At 71.9% G+C, this 20137-nt stretch carries 16 protein-coding genes; 9 read left to right on the forward strand and 7 right to left on the reverse strand.

Going from position 1 to position 20137, the window contains the following annotated elements; genetic code table 11:
- Positions 1-75: 75 nt before the first annotated feature.
- From CFK41_RS06095 to CFK41_RS06115, 5 genes are all read right to left on the reverse strand, one after another.
- Entirely contained in the window at positions 76-1851 is a 1776-nt protein-coding gene (locus CFK41_RS06095; RefSeq protein WP_096798855.1) for an acetyl/propionyl/methylcrotonyl-CoA carboxylase subunit alpha, read from the reverse strand.
- A 56-nt stretch (positions 1852-1907) separates the two neighbouring features.
- Positions 1908-2636: a Maf family protein gene (locus tag CFK41_RS06100; protein ID WP_096798856.1), complete on the reverse strand. Its 729-nt coding sequence runs from the start codon at positions 2634-2636 to the stop codon at positions 1908-1910.
- A complete protein-coding gene (locus CFK41_RS06105) occupies positions 2633-4333 on the reverse strand; it encodes a DUF885 domain-containing protein (protein WP_096798857.1) in 1701 nt (566 codons plus the stop codon). Before CFK41_RS06105 ends, CFK41_RS06100 begins: the two co-directional genes overlap by 4 nt.
- Positions 4334-4418: 85 nt before the next feature.
- Positions 4419-4724, reverse strand: a complete 306-nt coding sequence (locus CFK41_RS06110) for a hypothetical protein (RefSeq protein WP_096798858.1) — start codon at positions 4722-4724, stop codon at positions 4419-4421.
- Complete coding sequence (locus CFK41_RS06115; RefSeq protein ID WP_096798859.1) at positions 4721-6310, reverse strand: acyl-CoA carboxylase subunit beta; 1590 nt, start codon at positions 6308-6310, stop codon at positions 4721-4723. Before CFK41_RS06115 ends, CFK41_RS06110 begins: the two co-directional genes overlap by 4 nt.
- Positions 6311-6481: 171 nt before the next feature.
- On the opposite strand from CFK41_RS06115, the gene CFK41_RS06120 reads away from it, so the two are divergent.
- The 6 genes from CFK41_RS06120 (at position 6482) to purE (ending at position 12644) form a co-directional block, all read left to right on the forward strand.
- Positions 6482-7390 (forward strand): biotin--[acetyl-CoA-carboxylase] ligase, encoded by a 909-nt coding sequence (locus tag CFK41_RS06120; protein WP_096798860.1) that lies wholly within the window; start codon positions 6482-6484, stop codon positions 7388-7390.
- The gene (locus CFK41_RS06125; protein WP_096798861.1) at positions 7387-8589 is read left to right on the forward strand and encodes an adenylate/guanylate cyclase domain-containing protein; all 1203 of its coding nucleotides are present in this window, start codon (positions 7387-7389) and stop codon (positions 8587-8589) included. The genes CFK41_RS06120 and CFK41_RS06125 overlap by 4 nt, the downstream gene beginning before the upstream one ends.
- A 108-nt stretch (positions 8590-8697) precedes the next feature.
- A complete protein-coding gene (locus CFK41_RS06130) occupies positions 8698-9393 on the forward strand; it encodes a response regulator transcription factor (RefSeq protein WP_096798862.1) in 696 nt (231 codons plus the stop codon).
- A gap of 3 nt (positions 9394-9396) precedes the next feature.
- On the forward strand, positions 9397-10860 hold the full coding sequence (locus CFK41_RS06135; protein ID WP_096798863.1) for an ATP-binding protein: 1464 nt from the start codon (positions 9397-9399) through the stop codon (positions 10858-10860).
- An 18-nt stretch (positions 10861-10878) separates the two neighbouring features.
- The gene (locus tag CFK41_RS06140) at positions 10879-12087 is read left to right on the forward strand and encodes a 5-(carboxyamino)imidazole ribonucleotide synthase (protein WP_096798864.1); all 1209 of its coding nucleotides are present in this window, start codon (positions 10879-10881) and stop codon (positions 12085-12087) included.
- Positions 12084-12644: a 5-(carboxyamino)imidazole ribonucleotide mutase gene (purE, locus tag CFK41_RS06145; RefSeq protein WP_096798865.1), complete on the forward strand. Its 561-nt coding sequence runs from the start codon at positions 12084-12086 to the stop codon at positions 12642-12644. Before CFK41_RS06140 ends, purE begins: the two co-directional genes overlap by 4 nt.
- Positions 12645-12741: 97 nt before the next feature.
- Here the strand turns inward: purE and CFK41_RS06150 are convergent, their stop codons facing one another.
- Positions 12742-13602: an ABC transporter ATP-binding protein gene (locus CFK41_RS06150; protein ID WP_096798866.1), complete on the reverse strand. Its 861-nt coding sequence runs from the start codon at positions 13600-13602 to the stop codon at positions 12742-12744.
- Entirely contained in the window at positions 13595-14521 is a 927-nt protein-coding gene (locus CFK41_RS06155; protein WP_227873226.1) for an ABC transporter permease, read from the reverse strand. The genes CFK41_RS06150 and CFK41_RS06155 overlap by 8 nt, the downstream gene beginning before the upstream one ends.
- A 70-nt stretch (positions 14522-14591) precedes the next feature.
- Here CFK41_RS06155 and CFK41_RS06160 point away from each other — a divergent pair, with 70 nt between their 5' ends.
- From CFK41_RS06160 to CFK41_RS06170, 3 genes are all read left to right on the forward strand, one after another.
- The gene (locus CFK41_RS06160; protein ID WP_227873227.1) at positions 14592-15386 is read left to right on the forward strand and encodes a glycosyltransferase family 2 protein; all 795 of its coding nucleotides are present in this window, start codon (positions 14592-14594) and stop codon (positions 15384-15386) included.
- Between the two features lie 227 nt (positions 15387-15613).
- Entirely contained in the window at positions 15614-19090 is a 3477-nt protein-coding gene (locus tag CFK41_RS06165; protein WP_096798868.1) for a glycosyltransferase family 4 protein, read from the forward strand.
- Between the two features lie 5 nt (positions 19091-19095).
- The gene (locus tag CFK41_RS06170) at positions 19096-20106 is read left to right on the forward strand and encodes a hypothetical protein (RefSeq protein ID WP_096798869.1); all 1011 of its coding nucleotides are present in this window, start codon (positions 19096-19098) and stop codon (positions 20104-20106) included.
- The last annotated feature ends 31 nt before the right edge of the window (positions 20107-20137 follow it).

Below are 20137 nucleotides of genomic sequence, written 5' to 3' on the forward strand. Positions count from 1 at the left end.
CTACCGCGTCTGCGACAGCGACCGCGTCGGTGAGGTCAGGTCCCGTTCGGTGCCCTCACACCCGGCGCGGGACCGTCAGTCCTCGAGGGTGCACAGGACGGCGCCGGCGGAGACGGTCGCGCCCATCTCGGCGCTCAGGCCCTTCACGATCCCGGAGCGATGCGCGGTGATGGGCTGCTCCATCTTCATCGCCTCGAGGACGACCAGCAGATCGCCGTCGGCCACCGACTGGCCCTCTTCCGCGACCACCTTCACGATCGTGCCCTGCATGGGGGCGGAGACGCTGTTGCCGCCGCTGGCGACCTCGCCGGCCGCGCGATGGCCGCGCTTGCGGCGCTGGCGCACGGCGGCCTGGGGAGCCCGCAGCGAGGCGGGCAGGCTGATCTCGACGCGGCGGCCGTCGACCTCGACGACCACGGATTCGCGGTCCTCGGCCTCCTCGGGCTGGCCGGGGAGGGGAGCGGCCTGCAGCTCGTTGACGAACTCGGTCTCGATCCAGCGGGTGTGCACCGCGAAGGGCTGCTCGGGATCGGCCGGCGCGAAGGCGAGGTCCTCGACCACCGCGCGGTGGAAGGGCAGGACCGTCGGGATCCCCTCGATGTGGAACTCCGCGAGCGCCCGACGGGAGCGCTCGAGCGCCTCCTGGCGGGTGGCGCCGGTGATGACGAGCTTGGCCAGCATCGAGTCGAAGGCGCCGGAGACCTCGTCGCCGGCGCGCACGCCGGTCTCGAGGCGCACGCCCGGGCCCGTCGGGGCCTCGAAGCGCTGGATCCGTCCGGGCGCGGGCATGAACCCGCGGCCCGGATCCTCGCCGTTGATCCGGAACTCGAAGGAGTGACCGCGGACCGCGGGGTCCTGGTCGCTGATCCGCTCGCCGGCGGCGATGCGCAGCTGTTCGCGCACCAGGTCCACTCCCGCGATCTCCTCGGACACAGGGTGCTCCACCTGGAGGCGCGTGTTGACCTCGAGGAAGGAGATGGTGCCGTCCTTGCCGACCAGGAACTCGCAGGTGCCGGCGCCGACGTAGCCGGCCTCGCGCATGATCGCCTTCGAGGAGCTGATGAGCTGGGCGTTCTGCTGCGGGGTCAGGAAGGGCGCGGGGGCCTCCTCGACCAGCTTCTGGTGGCGGCGCTGCAGCGAGCAGTCACGGGTGGAGACCACCTGGACGTTGCCGTGCATGTCCGCGAGGCACTGGGTCTCCACGTGACGGGGCGAGTCGAGGTAGCGCTCCACGAAGCACTCGCCGCGGCCGAAGGCGGCGACGGCCTCGCGCACCGCGGAGTCGAACAGCTCACGGACCTCGGACTCCTCGCGAGCCACCTTCAGGCCGCGGCCGCCTCCGCCGAAGGCGGCCTTGATCGCGATCGGCAGGCCGTGCTCACGGGCGAAGTCGACGACCTCGTCGGAGTTCTCCACCGGATCCTTGGTGCCAGCCACCAGCGGAGCGCCGGCCTTCTGGGCGATGTGGCGGGCGGAGACCTTGTCGCCGAGCTTCTCGATCGCCTCCGGCGACGGCCCGATCCAGGTCAGGCCCGCGTCCTTCACGGCCTGGGCGAAGTCCGCACGCTCGGAGAGGAAGCCGTAGCCGGGGTGGACCGCGTCGGCGCCGGAGCGCGCGGCGATGTCGAGGATCTTGTCGACCACGAGGTACGAGCTCGCGGCGGTGGTGCCGCCGAGGGCGTAGGCCTCGTCCGCGATCTGCGTGTGCAGGGCATCACGATCCGGATCGGCATAGATGGCGACCGATCGGAGCCCGGCATCCCGGCAGGCCCGTGCGATCCGCACCGCGATCTCTCCACGGTTGGCGATCAGCACCGTGGACAGGGGGCGGGGCTTGGTGCGAGCGGGCATCTGCGTAGGGTCCTTCCGAGGGGGTCAGCAGGGGCCGAGTCTAGTACCGAGCGGGCTCAGTCGGTGGCAGGGTCCGATGTGACGGGATCGGCGGTGTCCGCCCACAGCTCGTGGACACCCAGATCGATCTCGGCGAGCATCCGGCGCAGCAGTGGCAGGGAGAGTCCCACCACAGCGTGGGGGTCGCCCTCGACGTGCTCGATGAAGGGGCCGCCGAGGCCGTCGATCGTGAAGCCGCCTGCCACCCCGAGGGGCTCCCCGGTGGCGACATAGGCGTCGATCTCCTCCTCGGAGAGATCGGCGAAGCGCAGCTCGCAGCTCGCCGTCGCGCCGAAGGTGGCGCCCGTGCCGCCGTCCTCCGCGTCGCGGTCGTCGACCAGCCAGTGCCCGGAGTGCAGCACCGCCGTGCGGCCGCGCATGCCGAGCCAGCGCTCCCGCGCCCGCTCGGCGGTGAGCGGCTTGCCGATCACCGCGCCGTCCAGCTCGAGCATCGAGTCGCAGCCGAGCACCACGTACCCGCCCTCGCTGCGGGAGGTCGCCGCGAGCGCCTTCTCGCGGGCCAGCAGCAGCACCTCGTCCGCGGCGGTGAGGGCGGAGGCCTCGTCGCCGGACTCCGCCGCCGCGCGCCGCGCGCGCTCGAGGATCGCCGCCTCGTCGAGGTCGACGGGCAGGGCCGAGTGCTCGATGCGCGCCGCGTCCAGGGTGGCGCGGCGGCCCGCCGAGGCGGAGGCGAGCAGCAGCAGGGGATCGTGGTCGACGCCGTCGGCGGGGATCGGGGTGCTCATCGCAGGGCCTCCTCGAGGACGGAGAGCGGGAGGCCGCCCAGCTCGAGCGCCCGGCGGTGGAACTCACGCGCATCGGTGCCGGCGGCCTCGGCGTCGTGGCGCAGCTGCTCCCAGACGCGCTGACCGATCTTGTAGGACGGGGCCTGCCCCGGCAAGCCCAGGTAGCGGTGCAGCTCGAAGCGCTGCTCCGCCTCGGTGACGCCCCAGTGGGCGCTCATGAAGTCCCAGGCCGTGTCGTAGGTCCACTCGCCGCCCGCGGAGCCGGCGAGGTCCTCGGGCATCGGCAGCTCGCAGTGCAGGCCGATGTCGAGCACGACGCGCCCGGCGCGCAGGCGCTGCGCATCGAGCATCCCGAGCCGGTCGCCGTCGTCGGAGAGGTATCCCAGCTGGTCCATCAGCCGCTCGGCATACAGCGCCCAGCCCTCGCCGTGCCCGGAGACCCAGCACATCATGGCGCGCCAGCGGTTCAGGATGCTGGCCTGCATGGTCTGGATGCCGACCTGGAGATGATGGCCCGGCACGCCCTCGTGATAGACGGTGGTGGTCTCGAGCCAGGTGTGGAACTCGGTGGTGCCCGCGGGCACGTCCCACCACATGCGGCCCGGGCGGCTGAGGTCCTCGCTGGGGCCGGTGTAGTAGATGCCGCCGGAGCCGGTCTTCGCGATGCGGCACTCGAGGCGGCGCAGCGGCTCGGGGATGTCGAAGTGGGTGTCGCGGAGATCCTCGATCGCCGCGTCGCTGAGCTGCTGCATCCACTCGCGCAGCTCCTCGGTCCCATGGAGCACGCGGGCGGGGTCGGCGCGGAGCGCGGCCTTCGCCGCCTCGACGGAGCGACCCGCACCGTTGCCGGCGCGCTCGTTGATGCGTGCGGCGACCTCCTCCTGCTCCGCGACCACGGAGCGCAGCTCCGCGATGCCCCAGGCGTAGGTCTCGTCGATGTCGATCTCGGTGCCCAGGAAGGTGCGCGAGGCCAGGCCGTACGCGTCGCGACCCAGGGCATCCTTCTCGGGGGCGGAGGGGGCGAGCTCCTCGAGCGCGTCGGCGAGGTCCAGGTAGCCCTGGGCGGCGGTGCGGGCCGCCTCGGCCACCCGCTCCCGCTGCGGGTCATCGCCCACGGCCTCGGCGGCGAAGGTCGTGAAGAAGCCGTCGGGTGCTGCATAGCCGCGGGCCTGCTCCGCACCGAGCTGCAGCTGGCGGCGGGCGGAGATCACGCCGTGCTCCGCGGCCTCGTGGAGGGATTCGACCCAGCTGCTCAGGGAGCGGGGCATCTTCTCCATGCGGGCGGCGATCACCTGCCAGTCCTCGGCGGTGTCGGTGGGCATCTGGTCGAGCACGTCGCGGGACTGCAGAGGAGAGGCGAGGTTGTTGACCGCGGCGATGTCGAGCCGCTTCTCGGCCCGCTCGATCTCCAGGCCCAGGCGCTCGGTGAGCGCGGCGCGGGTGACGGCGTCCACGGCGTCCTCGTCGGCGACCTCGGCGACGCGGCGCAGCAGGGTCCGTGCGGCCTCGGTGCGCTCCTCGTTCGCGGCGGGGGAGTAGTCGGTGACCTCGGCGTCGTAGCCGGGCACGCCGAGCGAGGTGGCGAGGAACGGGTCCAGGCGGACGCTCAGGTCGACGTACTCGTCGGCCAGGCGGTCCAGAGCGGTGGCGGGGCGGGGCGCGGGCGCGGCCGACGGGGCAGCAGAGGTCTCGGGCATGCGGCGCAGTCTAACGGTGCCGGGGCCGCCTCCAGAGCCGGTCGGGCTCTCGTCCAGGGCGATCCCACCAGCGGCGGGATCTTGGTCAGCGGTCCGAGAACTGCCAGGCGGTGGCCGAGGGATGGGAGCGCAGCCCGTGGGCGCGCGGATGGGCGTGCACGGGATCGTTCCAGGCTCCGGCGCCCGCGCCGCGGCCCTCGGCGAGCAGCCGCTCCTCCGCCTCCAGGCGGCTGGTCACACTCATCGTCGAGACCACCAGGGCGACCGCCGCGAGCTCGTCGTCGCGCAGGTAGCCCTGCACCAGGCGCACGTCGGACGGACGCGCCGCCGGGTCCTCTCCGTCGGGCGCCGCGCTCGCCGCCGGCGGGAGCTCGTTCCCCGGGGTGCTCACAGCGGGATGTTCCCGTGCTTCTTGGTGGGCAGGGAGTCGCGCTTGGTGCGCAGGACGCGCAGGGCGCGGGCGACCTCGAGCCGGGTCTCGGCGGGACGGATCACGCCGTCGATCCAGCCGCGCTCCGCGGCCGTGTACGGGGTCGCGAACTGCTCCTCGTACTCCGCCTCGTACCGGGCGCGGGCCGCCGCGACGTCGCCGCCCTGCTCGGTGACCTCGCGCAGGTCGCCGCGGTGGAGGATGTTCACCGCACCCTGCGATCCCATCACCGCGATCTGCGCGGTGGGCCAGGCGAGGTTGATGTCCGCGCCGAGCTCCTTCGAGCCCATCACGATGTAGGCGCCGCCGTAGGCCTTGCGGGTGATGACGGTGATCAGCGGGACCGTCGCCTCCGCGTAGGCGTACAGGAGCTTCGCGCCGCGACGGATGATGCCGCCGTACTCCTGGTCGGTGCCGGGCAGGAAGCCGGGCACGTCCACGAAGGTGAGCACCGGGATGTTGTTCGCGTCGCACAGGCGCACGAAGCGCGCCGCCTTCTCGGAGGCGTCGATGTCCAGCGTGCCCGCGAGGTGCGAGGGCTGGTTGGCGATGATGCCGACGCTGAAGCCCTCGACGCGGCCGAAGCCCACCAGCACGTTCGGGGCGAACAGCGGCTGGACCTCGAGGAACTCCTCGTCGTCGAGCACCGTGCGCAGCACCGTGAGCATGTCGTAGGGCTGGTTGGGGGAGTCGGGGATCAGCGAGTCCAGCGCGGTGTCCGTCGCGGTGAGGCCCTCCTCGAAGGGGGCCGGGAACGACGGCGCCGGGCTCAGCGTGTTGGCCGGCAGATAGCTCAGCAGGTCCTTGACGTACTCGATCGCCTCGGCCTCGTCGGGTGCCATGTAGTGCGCGACCCCCGAGCGGGAGGAGTGGGTGCGGGCACCGCCGAGCTCCTCGAAGCCGACGTCCTCGCCGGTGACCGTGCGGATCACGTCGGGCCCGGTGATGAACATGTGGGAGGTCTTCTCGACCATCACGATGAAGTCCGTCAGCGCGGGGGAGTACACGGCGCCGCCCGCGGCGGGCCCCATGATCAGGGAGATCTGCGGGATCACGCCGGAGGCGCGGGTGTTCCGCTTGAAGATGCCGGCGAACATCGCCAGGGAGGCCACGCCCTCCTGGATGCGGGCGCCGCCGCCGTCGAGGATCCCGATGATCGGGACCCCGGTGCTCAGCGCGAGGTCCTGGATCTTCTGGATCTTGCGGCCGTGGGCCTCGCCGAGCGACCCGCCGAAGACGGTGAAGTCCTGCGAGTACACGCAGACCTGGCGGCCGTCGATGGTGCCGTAGCCGGTGATGATGCCGTCGCCGTCGGGGCGCTTGGCATCGATGCCGAAGCTGCGGGCCTGGTGGCGCACGAAGCGGTCGGTCTCGACGAAGGAGCCGTCGTCCAGCAGGTCGGAGATGCGCTCGCGGGCCGTCTTCTTGCCTCGGGCGTGCTGCTTCTGCACCGCGATCCCATCGGCGGCGGAGACCGCGGCGGCATCACGCTCGCGCAGGTCCTCGAGTCGCTGGGCGGTGGTGAGCGGCCTCGGGGCGTCGGTCACGGAGCCTCCTGCTGCGGCCGATGGAGCGGCCATGTGTTCCGGCGGATGGACACCGGGATACTACGCTACCCACGTCCGCCGGCGGGGTCAGGTCCCGTGGTGACGAGCGCCTCCGCACGGTCGGACGGTGCCGCGACGGGCGCGACGCGAGGACGGACCGAGGGAGGCGTGATGGATCGACGGGCAGCCGCCGCACAGCATCCGCGACCCGAGATCCTCCGCCTCGACACGGTCGCCTCCACCCAGGACGAGGCCGCACGGCGCGCGGTCGGCGGCCATGCCGTGCCGTTCGCGCTCACCGCCCGGCACCAGACCCGCGGCCGAGGGCGCCTGGGTCGCGCCTTCGCGAGTCCGGACGGAGCGAGCCTGGCCCTCACCTATGTCCACCGCACCCGGCTCGCGCCCGATCGGCGCACCTGGTTCTCGCTGGCCGTCGGCGTCGCCGCGGTCGCCGCCGTGGAGCAGGTGCTCGGCGGTCCGCGGGGCGGTGAGTCCCCGATCGGGCTGAAGTGGCCGAACGACCTGCACACGGAGGACGGACGCAAGATCGGCGGGATCCTCGTCGAGGGCCGCGGGTCGGATCTCGTGCTGCTGGGCATCGGACTGAACCTGAGCGGGCCGATCTCGCAGGACGACGGAAGCCCGGTGCCCGGCGCGGCGTGGCTGAGCGGCGAGGACGGTCTGCGCCCCGGGCGCGAGCAGTCGATCGACGTGCTCCGGGAGCGTCTGGAGTCAGCGCTCGCCCTCGCCCTGGGGGCCGAGCTCGCCCATCTCGAGTCCGCTCACGGCGATGGCGTCTCGGCGGGCACGCACGACCGCTACACTATGACCTGTCTCACACTGGGGCGAGCGGTGCGGGTCGACCCCCTGGGGGAGACGGGAACGGGCGGAGCGCATCCCCCCTCCCTGCACGGCATCGCCCGGATGATCGACGCGCAGGGCCGTCTGGTGGTCGACCTCGCAGGAGGCGGCCGGACGGCCGTGGACATCGGCGACGTGCGGCATCTGCGACCGGACGGGCCCGTCCGGTCGATCACCCGCGAGACGTCGGACGACGAGCAGGAGGAGCACGGCACGTGACCGGAGGCATGGAAGACCTGGAGAGCCCCGAGGACCCCACGGGGGACCTCTCGGGGCAGGAGCCGTCGGCGTCGCAGGAGAGCGTTCCTGCGGAGACCGCGGAGCTCCCGGACCTCTCCGAGGACGACGCCGCGGCGGGATCCCTGGGAGATCAGGAGATCCTCGACCTCAACCGGCGTTTCGCGGCCGTGCGCCGCAGCGTCGGTGCGCTCGAGAAGATCCTGCTGCAGGGGCCGCGCAAGTACTCCCGGCGCGACCTCGCCGAGCAGCAGGACATCCCCGAGCGGCTCACCTCCGTGTACTGGCGGTCGCTCGGCTTCACCCCGGTCGACGAGGACACCGTGGTGTTCACCGACGAGGACGCCTATGCGATCGGGGACCTCGCCGCGATCGTCGAGGACGGCGTCATCAGCGAGCGCGCCTTCGCCAGCATCTCCCGCGGGCTGGGCTTCCACATGGGGCGCCTGGCGATGTGGATCACCGAGGCGCTGGTGGACGAGGCGAAGTACGCCGACGGCCTCGACGACTCCCAGGCGCGCCAGCAGATGCTCGACACCGTCCCGGAGCTGCTGGAGACCTTCGAGTCGCAGGTCATGTTCACCTTCCGCCGCCAGCTCTCCGCCTATGCGGCCCGGGCCGGCAGCGAGGTGCTCCACCGGGACACCGACGAGCTCTTCCCGCTGCAGCGCGCCATCGGCTTCGCCGACCTCGTCCAGTTCACCCGGCTCGCGCAGGACCTCCCCGGCACCGAGCTGGCGGACATGGTGGGCCGCTTCGAGTCCCTCAGCCGCGACATCATCTCCGTCGGCGGCGGCCGGGTCGTCAAGACCGTCGGCGACGAGATCATGTTCCTGGCCGACACGCCGGAGGACGGCGCCCAGATCGCCGTCAGCCTCGCCGAGACCATCACCGAGTCCTCGGACCTGCCCCCGGTGAGGGTGGGCCTGGCATGGGGCTCGATGTTCTCCCGCTACGGGGACGTCTTCGGCCCGATCGTCAACCTCGCCGCCCGCATGGAGTCCGTGGCACGGCCCGGGACCGTCGCGGTGGACGCGGAGACCTCCGCCGCCGTCGAGCAGGCCCTTCCCGGCGGATTCTCCTTCTCCGAGGGCGAGGAGGTCGAGCTCCACGGGATCGGGGACATCCGGGTCCGGGAGATGCGTCGGGACCGCTCCGCACCCCTGGATCTGGGCCTGTGATCGCCGCCCTGCTGCCCGCGACCCAGGGGGACCTGTGATGATGGAGCCCTGCCCGCGGCGATCCGTGCCACGGGCGCACCCTGCCGGCATCGTCTTAGGATGGTTCGCGTGACACGACTGCTTCTCGTCGAGGACGACTCCGCCATCGCTGAACCCCTCTCCCGGGCACTGGACCGGGAGGGCTACACCGTGACGCGTGCGTCCCGGGGGATGGATGCGCTCGCGATCGCGGCCGGCGCGGAGTCGATCGACCTGGTCATCCTGGATCTCGGCCTGCCCGACCTGGACGGTCTCGAGGTCGCCCGGCGCCTGCGCAAGGGCGGTCTGGAGTGCCCGATCCTGATCCTCACCGCACGGGCCGACGAGGTCGACGCGGTGGTGGGCCTCGACGCCGGCGCCGACGACTACGTCACCAAGCCGTTCCGCCTCGGCGAGCTGCAGGCCCGGATCCGGGCCCTGATGCGGCGCTCCCAGGCCATGGAGGAGTCCGGAGACAACTACGACGTCAACGGGGTCACCCTGGACGTCTCCGCCCGCCGCGCCTACGCCGACGGCGAGGAGCTGAGCCTCTCCGCCAAGGAGTACGACCTGCTCACCGTGCTGGTGAGGGAGTCGGGCAGCGTGGTGACCCGCGACGACCTCATGCGCGAGGTGTGGGGCGCCGAGTGGTGGGGCTCCACCAAGACCCTCGACATGCACATCTCCTGGCTGCGCCGGAAGCTCGGCGACGACGCCACCGATCCCCGCCGGATCACCACGGTGAGGGGTGTCGGCTTCCGCTTCGAGACCGGCGCGGAGAGCTGAGCCGTGCGGCAGCGCGTGCTGCAGGCCACAGTCATCACCGTGCTGCTGGCCGTGCTGATGCTCGGCATCCCTCTGGGGTACTCCTGGCTCAAGCTGGTCGAGCAGAATCTCAGCAATCAGGAGAACTCGATCCTCGACAAGGTGCGCGTCGCCACCGAGACGCGGCTCCAGGAGGACGGGGAGCTCGATGATGCGCTGCTCCAGCGCTTCGTCGACGAGCAGTCGGATCTGAACATCGCGATCACCGTGGTCCACGAGGGCAAGACCTACACCGCCGGGGACCCGCCGGGCGATGACGCGATGAAGAAGAACACCAACGGGGCCTCCGGGCAGTCCATCTCGGTGTACATCCCGCAGTCCGATGTGCGCGCCCACACCGCGAGCGCCTGGGTGCTGATGACCGTGGCCGGCCTCGCGGCCCTGTCGATCGGGATCTCCGTGGCGCTGTGGCAGGCGCAGCGGATCTCCATGCCGCTCGCCCGCCTGAGCAGACGCGCCGAGGAGATCGGCTCCGGACGCTCCCGCGGGCCCTGGGATCCCTCGGGCATCTCCGAGATCGACGACGTCGCCGAGGAGCTCGCGCGCTCCGGGGCGATGCTCAACGAGCGGCTCGAGGCCGAGAGCCGCCTCGCCTCCGACGCCTCGCATCAGCTCCGCACGCCGCTGACCGCACTGTCGATGCGTCTGGACGAGATCCTCGCGGTCAGCTCCGAGGAGTGGGTGCGCGAGGAGGCCCGCATCTCGCTCGAGCAGATCGATCGCCTCACCGAGGTCGTCCACGACCTCATCAACGCTCCGCGCTCCTCCCAGCGGCGCACCCCCGGGGTCGTCGAGCTGCGCAGCGTGCTCACCCAGCAGAGCGAGGAGTGGTCCCCGGCCTACCGCCGCGCCGGGCGCGAGCTGCGGGTGCTGGTGCCGCGCACCGCCGCGGTCTGGGGATCAACCGGGCCGCTCACCCAGGTCGTCGCCACCCTCATCGAGAACGCCCTCGCCCACGGCGGGGGTCGCACCACGGTCAAGGTGCGCCGCAACGACCACTCCACCGTGGTCGAGGTCACCGACGAGGGCGGCGGCATCGACGCCGAGCTCGGCGCCCGCATCTTCGAGCGCTCCGTCTCCGGGCGCAGCTCCAGCGGCACCGGGGTGGGCCTCGCCCTCGCCCGCACGCTCGTGGAGGACGACGGCGGCCGGCTCGAGCTGCTGACCGAGAGCCCTGCGACCTTCGGCGTGTTCCTCATCTCCGCCCCCGGCGACGACGGCGAGGACGACCACTCCGAGGAGCTGCACTCCGGGCGGCCCTCGCGCCCCGGTCGCGAGAACCGCTCGGGGCGCAGCGGCCGGCCCGCCCGCGGCGGCCGGGCGGACATGATGGCCAGCGGGGTCACCGGAGCCCGCACCGGGCGGGACGACTTCGATTCCCTGCCCCAGGGGTCCGTGGTGCGGCGCCGCCCACGCACTCGCGACTGACCTCGTACACTGGCCGCCGTGCCAGAGACCTCCCCGCGCCCCGATCATCCCTCCGCTCCCGCCCGACGCGTCGGCATCATCGGAGCCGGTCAGCTGGCCCGCATGATGCTGGGCCCGGCGATCGAGCTCGGGCTCACCGCGCCCGTGCTCGCCACCGACCCGGCCGAGAGCGCCGCGGCAGTCGCCGCGCAGGTGCGTCTGGGCCGTCACGACGACGAGCAGGCCGTGCGGGATCTCGCCGCCGAGGTCGAGGTCATCACCTTCGACCACGAGCACGTGCCGGCCTCTGTGCTCGAGGGGATCGAGCGGGACGGCGCCACGGCGGTGCGGCCGGGGCCCGCCGCCCTGATCCATGCCCAGGACAAGCTGATCATGCGCGAGAAGCTCTCCTCGCTCGGGCACCCCTGCCCGCGCTGGTGGCGCATCACGTCCGTCCAGGACCTCGTCACCGCGCTGGCCGAGTCCGGCGGCCGGATCGTCGTCAAGACCCCGCGCGGCGGCTACGACGCCCACGGAGTGCGGATCGTCGATGACGCCGAGCAGGCCGCCGACTGGCTCTCCGAGCACGGGGAGCTGCTCGCGGAGGAGCTCGTGCCCTTCACCCGCGAGCTCTCCGCCCAGGTCGCCCGGCGGCCCGGGGGAGAGGCGATCGCCTATCCGGTCGTGCAGTCGGTCCAGAAGGACGGCGTCTGCTACGAGGTGGTCGCGCCCGCTCCGGGGCTCGATGCGGCCGATCAGCAGCGGATCCAGGGCCTCGCCCTCGCGATCGCCGAGGACCTCGACGTCACCGGGATGCTCGCCGTGGAGCTCTTCGAGACGGCAGAGGGCGAAGTGCTCGTCAACGAGCTCGCCATGCGCCCGCACAACACCGGGCACTGGTCGATGGACGGCGCCGTGACCGGCCAGTTCGAGCAGCACCTGCGGGCCGTCGCGGACATCCCCCTGGGATCGACCGCGCCCCTGGCCCCTGCAGCGGTGATGGTGAACCTCCTCGGCGGCGCCGCGGAGGACCTCGCCCCCGGTGCCCGCGCGGCGCTCGCGGCCGATCCGGACGTCAAGCTCCACCTCTACGGCAAGTCCGTCCGGCCCGGCCGGAAGATCGGCCACGTCACCCTGATCGGGGAGGACCCCGAGGACCTGCTCGCGCGCGCCCACCGCGCCGAACGACTGATCATCGACGGACCGGATGTGCCCGTCGGCCCCACGACTCCTGGAGAGACCCGATGACGCAGCCCACCAGCCCCGAGATCACCACCGCCCCCGAGGGCGACGCCGCCGAGGCCCGTCCCCTGGTGGGCATCGTGATGGGCTCGGACTCCGACCACCCGGTGATGAAGGCCGCCGAGGAGGCGCTCGCCGAGTTCGGGATCGCCGCCACCGTCGAGGTCGTCTCCGCCCATCGGATGCCCGAGGACATGATCACCTGGGGCCGCGGCGCCGCGGATCGCGGCCTGCGCGTGGTGATCGCCGGAGCCGGCGGTGCAGCGCACCTGCCGGGCATGCTCGCCTCCCTCACCCCGCTGCCCGTGATCGGCGTGCCGGTGCCGCTGAAGCATCTCGACGGCATGGACTCGCTGCTCTCGATCGTCCAGATGCCCGCCGGGGTGCCGGTCGCGACCGTCTCGATCGGCGGGGCGCGCAACGCCGGTCTGCTCGCCGCCCGGATCCTCGCCGCCGGCGGGGACGAGCAGGCCGAGCGCCTGCGGGAGCGGATGGTCGCCTTCCAGGGGGAGCTGCGGGAGATCGCCCTCGCCAAGGGAGAGGCACTGCGCGCCTCACGCTGATCTCGACCCTGCGCCCGTCCTCCTCATGCACGAGGGCGCGGCGCGGGATCGCTCCCTGCGCCGCGCCCTCGGGGTGCGGATCCTGGCGGTTCGACCGCTAGTTCAGCTTCGCGCCCGACGAGGCGTCGCTTCGGCCCTCGACGTACTCGTGGTACGCGTCGGCGACCACGTCCACATCGCCATCGGCGACGAGCACGCCCTTGTCGATCCAGAGGGCGCGGGTGCACATCGCCCGGACGGATGCCAGGGAGTGCGAGACGAAGAAGACCGTGCCGGCCTGGGCGCGGATCTCCTCGATCCGTGCGGTGCTCTTCTTGCGGAACGAGGCGTCGCCGGTGGCCAGGGCCTCGTCGATCATGAGGATCTCCGGCGTGCGGATCGTCGAGATCGCGAAGCGCAGCCGCGAGGCCATGCCCGAGGAGTAGGAGCTCATCGGCAGGTAGAGGAAGTCGCCGAGCTCGGCGAACTCCGAGACGCCCGGGATGTTCCGGCGCACCTCCTTGTTGCTCAGCCCCAGCGCCAGACCACCGATCGTGATGTTGCGCTCGCCGGTGAGGCGGGGGAGCAGCGCGGCGTTCACGCCCAGCAGCTCGGGCTCCGCGGAGGTGAAGACGCGACCGGAGGTAGGGGGGAGCAGGCCTGCCACGGCGCGCAGCAGCGTCGACTTGCCGGACCCGTTGGTGCCCAGGATGCCGATCGACTCCCCGTGATGGGCCACGAAGGACACCCCGCGCACGGCGGGGACCTCGGTGATCGGTCCGGTGTCGGGGCGGCCCAGGCTGATCGCCTTGTCCCACAGGGAGCTGCGCTCCTTGGTGGTGCCGCCGCGGCGGGCGCCGAAGACCCGGTAGGTGATGTGTAGATCGTCGACCACCACGGACGGCGGGCCGAGCGGCTTGCGCTCCACCCGATCCGGCAGATCCTCGGGGTCGATCTCGTAATCGATGTCCTCAGTCACGACCGTAGGTCTCCTCTGCGCGCCAGAAGTACAGGAATCCGAGGGCGAAGACGACGACCGCCCAGCCGATGGCCTCGAGCCACAGCAGCGGTGTCATCGGGATCAGTTCCTCGTTGCCGAACACGGCACGGAACAGGTCCAGGTAGATCGCCACCGGCTGATGGATCAGGAGCGGCTTGAACCACACGCTGTCCGGGACCATCGCTGGGATCAGGAACATCGCGCCGGAGGCGTAGCGCCCCAGGGTCAGGATGAAGGGCATGGCGTTGGCGATGTCGGGGGCGCGGGCGCCGACGCGCGAGAAGAACATCGCGAGCCCCGAGGAGAAGGCCATCAGGAGCACGGCCGCGAACGGGAGCAGGAGCCAGGACCAGGTGGGCACCACGGCGCCCATGCCCGGGAGCAGCCCGGTCACCATGGCGACGACCATCATCGCCACGAGGATCGGCGCGAACATCACCATCTCGGTCATCACCGTGGCGAGGGGGACCACCGCACGGGGGAACCGGTGGGACCGGATCAGCTGCAGGTTGTTCGGGATCGCGTTGAGCCCCGACATCACCGAGGTCTGGAAGAGCGAGTACGTGAACGTGCCGATGACGATGAACGCCGCTCGGTTCTCGATCCCTGGGGCGCTGGAATGGAACAGGAAGCCGAAGATGATGACGTACACGCCGGCGTCGAGGATCGGACGGAGCACGGCCCACGCCTGACCCAGGTACGAGCCCTGGTTGCGCGAGTACGCCCGCGATGCGGAGAGGTTCCAGATGAAGGATCGGCGCTGCCACACCTGCGCGATGTACCGACCGAGCGGGGGACGGATGCCCATCTCGGCCAGTCCGGATCTCGCGGCGAGCGCCTCGGACTCGGTGGAGGTGAGGCGCGGAGCGAGGGGGACCTGCGCCTTCTGGTCAGCCAAATTCGTTCTCCTCTGGCCGGACGGGCGCAGCGGGCTGACCCGCCGTTCGGCATCGGTATGATCGTGCATCGTGACAGACGCATTGGAACAGCACCCGCTGGTGACAGTCGTGATGCCGGTATTCAACGGCGCGCGGACCCTGCGTCGATCACTCGGTAGCGTACTCGATCAGACCCGCTCCGACCTCGAGCTGATCGTCGTCGACGACGCCTCCACGGATGACACTGCGCACATCGTCGAGGAGGTCGCGCAGGGCGATTCCCGCGTGCGTCTGATCCGTCGCGAACGCAGCGGCGGGCCCGCCGCGGCCCGGAACACGGGCATCGCGAGCGGCACCGGTCGCTATCTCGCGTTCTGCGATGCCGACGACCTCTGGCTCCCCGACAAGCTCGAGCGGCAGCTGACGCTCGCCGAGGCCGAGGGTGCGTCGCTCGTCTACAGCGGCTACCACCGGGTCGACGCCGGTTTCGCGGGATCCGCCGCCGACTTCGTCCCCGAGGGCCGCGTGGTCCGCGTGCCGACCCGCGTCACCCGCGCCGCGCTGCGCCGCGGGAACGTCATCGGGAACCTGACGGCCGTCGTCGATCTGCAGCGGACGGGTCCGGTGTCGCTGCCCGACATCCCCGGCGCCGAGGACTGGGCGCTGTGGCTGCTCATCGTGGGCGCCGGCGGCGCCGCGGTCGGCATCGACGAACCGCTCGCCCTGTACCGCGCGGACCAGCCGGGCTCGCACTCGGCCGATCGCACGCGCGCCGTGCGCGCCGTCTGGCAGGTGCTCCGGCAGCAGGAGCGGCTCTCCATGCCGGGCGCTGCGGCGAACCTGTTCCTGGGTGCCGTCGCAGCACTGCGCAAGAACCGCATCTAGGAACGCCCCGGCGCCGCGACCATGGCAGACTGAGGAACGTCCTGATCCTGATCTGCGCCGATGAGCTCGCCGGGCCCCCCCGGTTGCCGCGATTCGGCCCCCGAGGCCGCCAGGGCGTCGCACCCCGTGGAGCGACGCTCCCTGAGCGGGACTGCGCCCCTGCGTACCGTGACTGCACAGAACCTCTGGCCCCGAGCCGCTGTTCCTCGAGGAAGGTTTCCGCCCGAATGATCGTCATCTGCACCAATGAGGTCGCCGGGCCCACCGGTTACCACAAGTCCGTCGTCCAGCTGGCGAACGGCCTGCGCACGGCGGGGTACCCCGTGGCCGTGCTCGGCTTCCTGGGCACCGGGGACGTGGCCAGCCGGATGCTTCCACGGTGGCCGCTGGACCTCGAGGTCCCGGCCTACACCCTGCGATCCCTCCCGGCGGCCGGCGGATCGCTGCTGCACAAGGACGTCCACCCCCAGCTCTCGGGAGCTCTCGGGGCGCTGCGCTACGAGTTCACGGCCAACGAGCTGGCCGCGCTGAGGGATCTCAACCGGTCGCTGAGCGACGAGGACACCATCATCTTCACCGCGCCGGTGCAGGCCCTGGCCTTCCAGCGCGCCCTGGGCGACGACGAGCGCCGCCCGCGCACCGTGCTCCAGATCCACGGCGACTATCTCCACCACGCCGAGCTCTGGGAGCCGCTGATGTCGGTGCGCGGCACCGTCGACCGGCTCCAGACCGTCGCCGACGGGCTGCGGAAGCAGTTCAGCCCCAGCTGGGACGAGGACGACGTGGTCTTCATACCGAACTTCCCGGGCGAGGGCTCCGACCTGGTGACCCGGGCGGAGCACGAGGGCGTCAACATCGCGCTCCCGGCCTCCTTCCAGCATCGCAAGAACCAGCTCGACGCGATCCGGGCCCTCTCCCTGATCGAGGACGAGTCCGTCCGGCTGACGCTGTGGGGCAACATCAGCCCCCTGAACCCGTACTTCATCGCGGTCCAGGAGCTGATCGAGACGCTGGGGCTCTCCCATCGGGTGAGCATCCCCGGGTTCGGCACCGAGCAGGACGTCTACTCCACCGCCGACATCGTGCTGATGACCTCCCTGTCCGAGGGGTTCCCGTACCCGCTGCTGGAGGCGATGTACCAGTCCCGTCCCACCGTCTCCTACGACTTCGAGTTCGGGCCCCGCGAGGCCATCGAGGACGGTGGCAGCGGCTTCATCGTCCCCCTGGGCGATGTCGAGCAGCTGGCCGACCGCCTCCGGGAGCTGGCCGCGGACGACGAGCTGCGTGAGCAGTACGGGCGACGGGCGCGCGAGCGGTTCGACCAGTGGTTCGCCCCCGCCGCCGTCGCCGAGCAGTACAGCCGGTTCCTCGGACCGTCCGACAGGTCGATCGATCTGACCGAGGTGTTCGCCACCGACGGCGTCGAGCCGGTCGCCGTCCAGGAGATCTCGCATCGGGTGCGCCGCGTCCGTGGACGTCGGATTCACCAGGTCACCGTGCATTCGGGCGCGACCCTGCACGACGTCGAGATCGACGACGGCAGGCGCGTCACCCGCCCGCAGGTGCTCCGCCGCGACGACCGCACCGTGATCGAGTTCCCCATCGGCTCGCACGACGTCGTCTCCTACAGCACCCGACCGGGCTCGACGGAGCGCCACTATCTCGCCGGACCCGCCGACGGCGAGGAGCTCCCGGTGCTGCCCCGGCTGCGCAGGGATGCCACCTACGGGGACGGGACCCCGCCGGTGCAGGACACGATCTTCGCCTCCAGCGGAGGCGCGCGGCACGTCTCGCTGAGGACCACCCCGGCTCATCTGGCCGAGTTCGGTGCCAGCTCGGTCGAGGCGGTCTCGTGGAAGCTGCGCCAGGTCCTGCCCTCCCCGAAGCCCAAGGCCCCGGCCGGCGTGACGGAGCAGAGGATCGCCGCAGCGAAGGCTGACGCAGCGAAGGCTGACGCCGCGAAGGCGGATGCGGCGAGTCCTGCCGCGGCAGGCGCCGACACCTCGGCCGCCGGCTCCGACGCATCGAGCGCTCCCGCTGCCGCACCGAGCGCCCCCGCCGGCGCGGCCTCGACCGCGCCCGTCGATGCCGCCGCCTCGCAGGCGTCCGCGCCGCCCGCCCTCACAGGCGTGGGCAAGGCCGTCGGACTCCCCGCTCAGGCGATGGGGTCCGTCGGCCGGGTCGCCAAGACGTATGCGAAGACCGCTGCGTCGATGCTCGTGGACACGATCGCCCACAACCCCCCGGCGCCGACGCGGCGTGAGATCACGCGCCATCCCTGGTTCCCGGTCACCGCCGGGGTGGACAGCTTCGGGACCCCGATCAACCACTCCGGCGGGGTCGAGGTGTCCAACAGCGGCACCGCGCAGCGACCCACCGTGACCGTCCAGGGCGAGTACGACTCCCTGGTGCTGAGGGACGGGATCTCGCGTCGCGAGGTGTCCCCTCCATGGACGTACGGTGAACTCTTCGAGTCGATCTGCGAGGCCGAGCGGGAGCACGGACTGTTCGACATCACCAGCGGGGGAGTGCATGTCTGGGAGCTCGGGCGCTCGGCTCTCGTGATCCAGCTCGGCGAGGCCGCCGGGCTGTGGGGGACCGCCGCCGCCATCGGGGCCCCGGTCCGCGACGTCTACACCGGGAGCAAGCGGCTGACCACCGCCCCGTCGGCGCGCACCGTCGTGTTCGACTACGCCCGCCGAGGACAGAGCGGCTACCGCACGGCCCCCTTCGTGGACGATCAGACGCTCTTCGTCGTGCAGCCGGATGCGGAGGGCTATCCCGGCGTCGACGAGACGAACCTGGTCTACCCCTTCGCCGAGTTCACCCAGTGGAAGAAGCACTGGCGTCGGCGGTGGTCCCACCTCCGGGTGCCCGAGGTGGATGCCCGCCCCTTCGAGGCGGCGCTGTCCGAGACCCTCGGCATCCGGGTCGACCTCGGTGACCACCTGCGCAACCGCCTGGCGAAGTTCCTCGCCGAGCGGGAGTTCTGGACCCCGGTGTTCGAGCGCGTCGCACCGGAGGAGGTGCTCCTCGCCTCGAGCCACTGGTGGGCCGGGATCGCGGCCGCCGCGGACCGCTCCGGTGCCCGGGTCTCGGACATCCAGTACGCCCTGACCAGCCGGTACGCCCCGAGCTTCTGGTTCGGCCAGAAGCCGCACTACGGCGCGACCCGCTTCTACACCTGGTCGGACTACTGGGCCGAGCGCACCAACGTCTACGAGGAGCACGTCGTGGTCCCGCGCGAGCAGCCCGAGCTCACCGAGGCGATCGCGAACCCGTCGACCGAGGAGCCGGTCTGGGACGTCTGCATCGTCTCCCAGCCGCGCGTGCTGCGCCGGATCCTCGCCTTCGTGCAGGACCTGGTGCGGGAGCGCCCGGAGCTGCGGGTCGTGCTCGCCCCGCATCCCGCCCAGCGCGACATCATCGACAAGGAGCTCGCCGCCGCCGGCCTGGACTCCCACGTCACGGTCGCCGCCGAGGACACCCTCACCACGATCCGTCGATCGGCGATGAGCGTGGGGACCTTCTCCACCTCGCTGTGGGAGTCCGCCGCCATGGGCTGCCCCACCTACGTCATCGAGGTCCCCGGGTACGAGGAGACCCTCGAGGACATCGAGTCGGGCCTGTTCCGGCTGGCCCGGACCCCGCACGACCTGGTCCCGTACGAGGTCCCCGCGTCCCGCCACCGCATCTTCGGCTGAGCCCCATGGACATCCAGAACCACTATTACGGCCACAGTGCGGCCCTGGCCCTGCACGCCGGGCTGCGCTCGGTCCGGCACATCAACGGCCTGCTCCAGCACGGGTGGACGGTCCGCTCTCCCACGCTCGTGCACTTCTCCGACTTCGCCGACCTCCCCAGGACGGCTCGTCGGCTGGTGTGGAGCCACGCCGCCCGCGGCTGGGACCCGGAGGCCGATCCGTTCGCGACCACTCCCGTCGGCGCCCCGTTCCTCTACCTGAGCGCCCTGACCGCAGATCGCGCGGTCGAGCCGCTGGGGGCGACGGTCGCGTTCCCCGTGCATGACACCCGCCTGGTCAAGCTCCAGCACGATGACGCGGTCCTCGCTCGCGAGCTGGCCGAGCGTGACGGGCCCTCGATCGTGTGCCTGCACCCGGAGGACCTGGAGCGCCCCGAGAAGCGCCAGGTGTGGGTCGAGCACGGCCACCGCGTGGTCAGCGCCGGAGAACGGCGGGACCCGCAGTTCCTCGGCCGCATCCTGCGCCTGGTCCGCGGAGCGCGCCGCGTGGTCTCCAACCAGCTCTCCACCGCGGTCGTCTATGCGGCCGCGGAGGGCACCCCGACGGCCATCTACGACGGGGACATCGCGATCGGTGCGCTCGGGACCGAGGTCTCCCAGCGCACGCGCGAGCTGTGGCCCGAGTTCCACGAGGAGGCCGAGGACGAGGTCCGTCGCGCCGTCGCCCTCGACGAGCTGGGCCACCGCTTCCTCCAAGAACCGCAGGCGCTGCAGGCCCTGCTCGGGTGGGATCGCCGGTCGCCGGGGCCGTTCCTCAGCTACTGGGCCGGAGCCCCGGTGCGGAAGGCGGGTGCCGTCCTCGGGGTGGTCAAGCGCCCCGAGGGGGCTCAGGACGCCGGGGCGGGGGCCTCACCCCTGGTGTTCCTCCGCCACCCCCTCAGCCACCTCCCCGGCGCCCTTCCCGCGGTGCCCCGCGGGCAGGCGCTGCTCCCGGAGCCGCTGACCCCGTCGCAGTGAGGTCGCCGGCCCCGATCCGGGGCCGGTGACG

It is taken from the genome of Brachybacterium ginsengisoli (assembly GCF_002407065.1).
GTDB lineage: Bacteria > Actinomycetota > Actinomycetes > Actinomycetales > Dermabacteraceae > Brachybacterium > Brachybacterium ginsengisoli.

Bases quoted from the DNA above. Each gene is read 5' to 3' on its own strand.
- CFK41_RS06105 (WP_096798857.1), bottom strand. From the start codon at position 4,333: ATGCCCGAGACCTCTGCTGCCCCGTCGGCCGCGCCCGCGCCCCGCCCC.
- CFK41_RS06100 (WP_096798856.1), bottom strand. From the start codon at position 2,636: ATGAGCACCCCGATCCCCGCCGACGGCGTCGACCACGATCCCCTGCTG.
- CFK41_RS06170 (WP_096798869.1), top strand. From the start codon at position 19,096: ATGGACATCCAGAACCACTATTACGGCCACAGTGCGGCCCTGGCCCTG.
- purE (WP_096798865.1), top strand. From the start codon at position 12,084: ATGACGCAGCCCACCAGCCCCGAGATCACCACCGCCCCCGAGGGCGAC.
- CFK41_RS06120 (WP_096798860.1), top strand. From the start codon at position 6,482: ATGGATCGACGGGCAGCCGCCGCACAGCATCCGCGACCCGAGATCCTC.
- CFK41_RS06165 (WP_096798868.1), top strand. From the start codon at position 15,614: ATGATCGTCATCTGCACCAATGAGGTCGCCGGGCCCACCGGTTACCAC.
- CFK41_RS06095 (WP_096798855.1), bottom strand. From the start codon at position 1,851: ATGCCCGCTCGCACCAAGCCCCGCCCCCTGTCCACGGTGCTGATCGCC.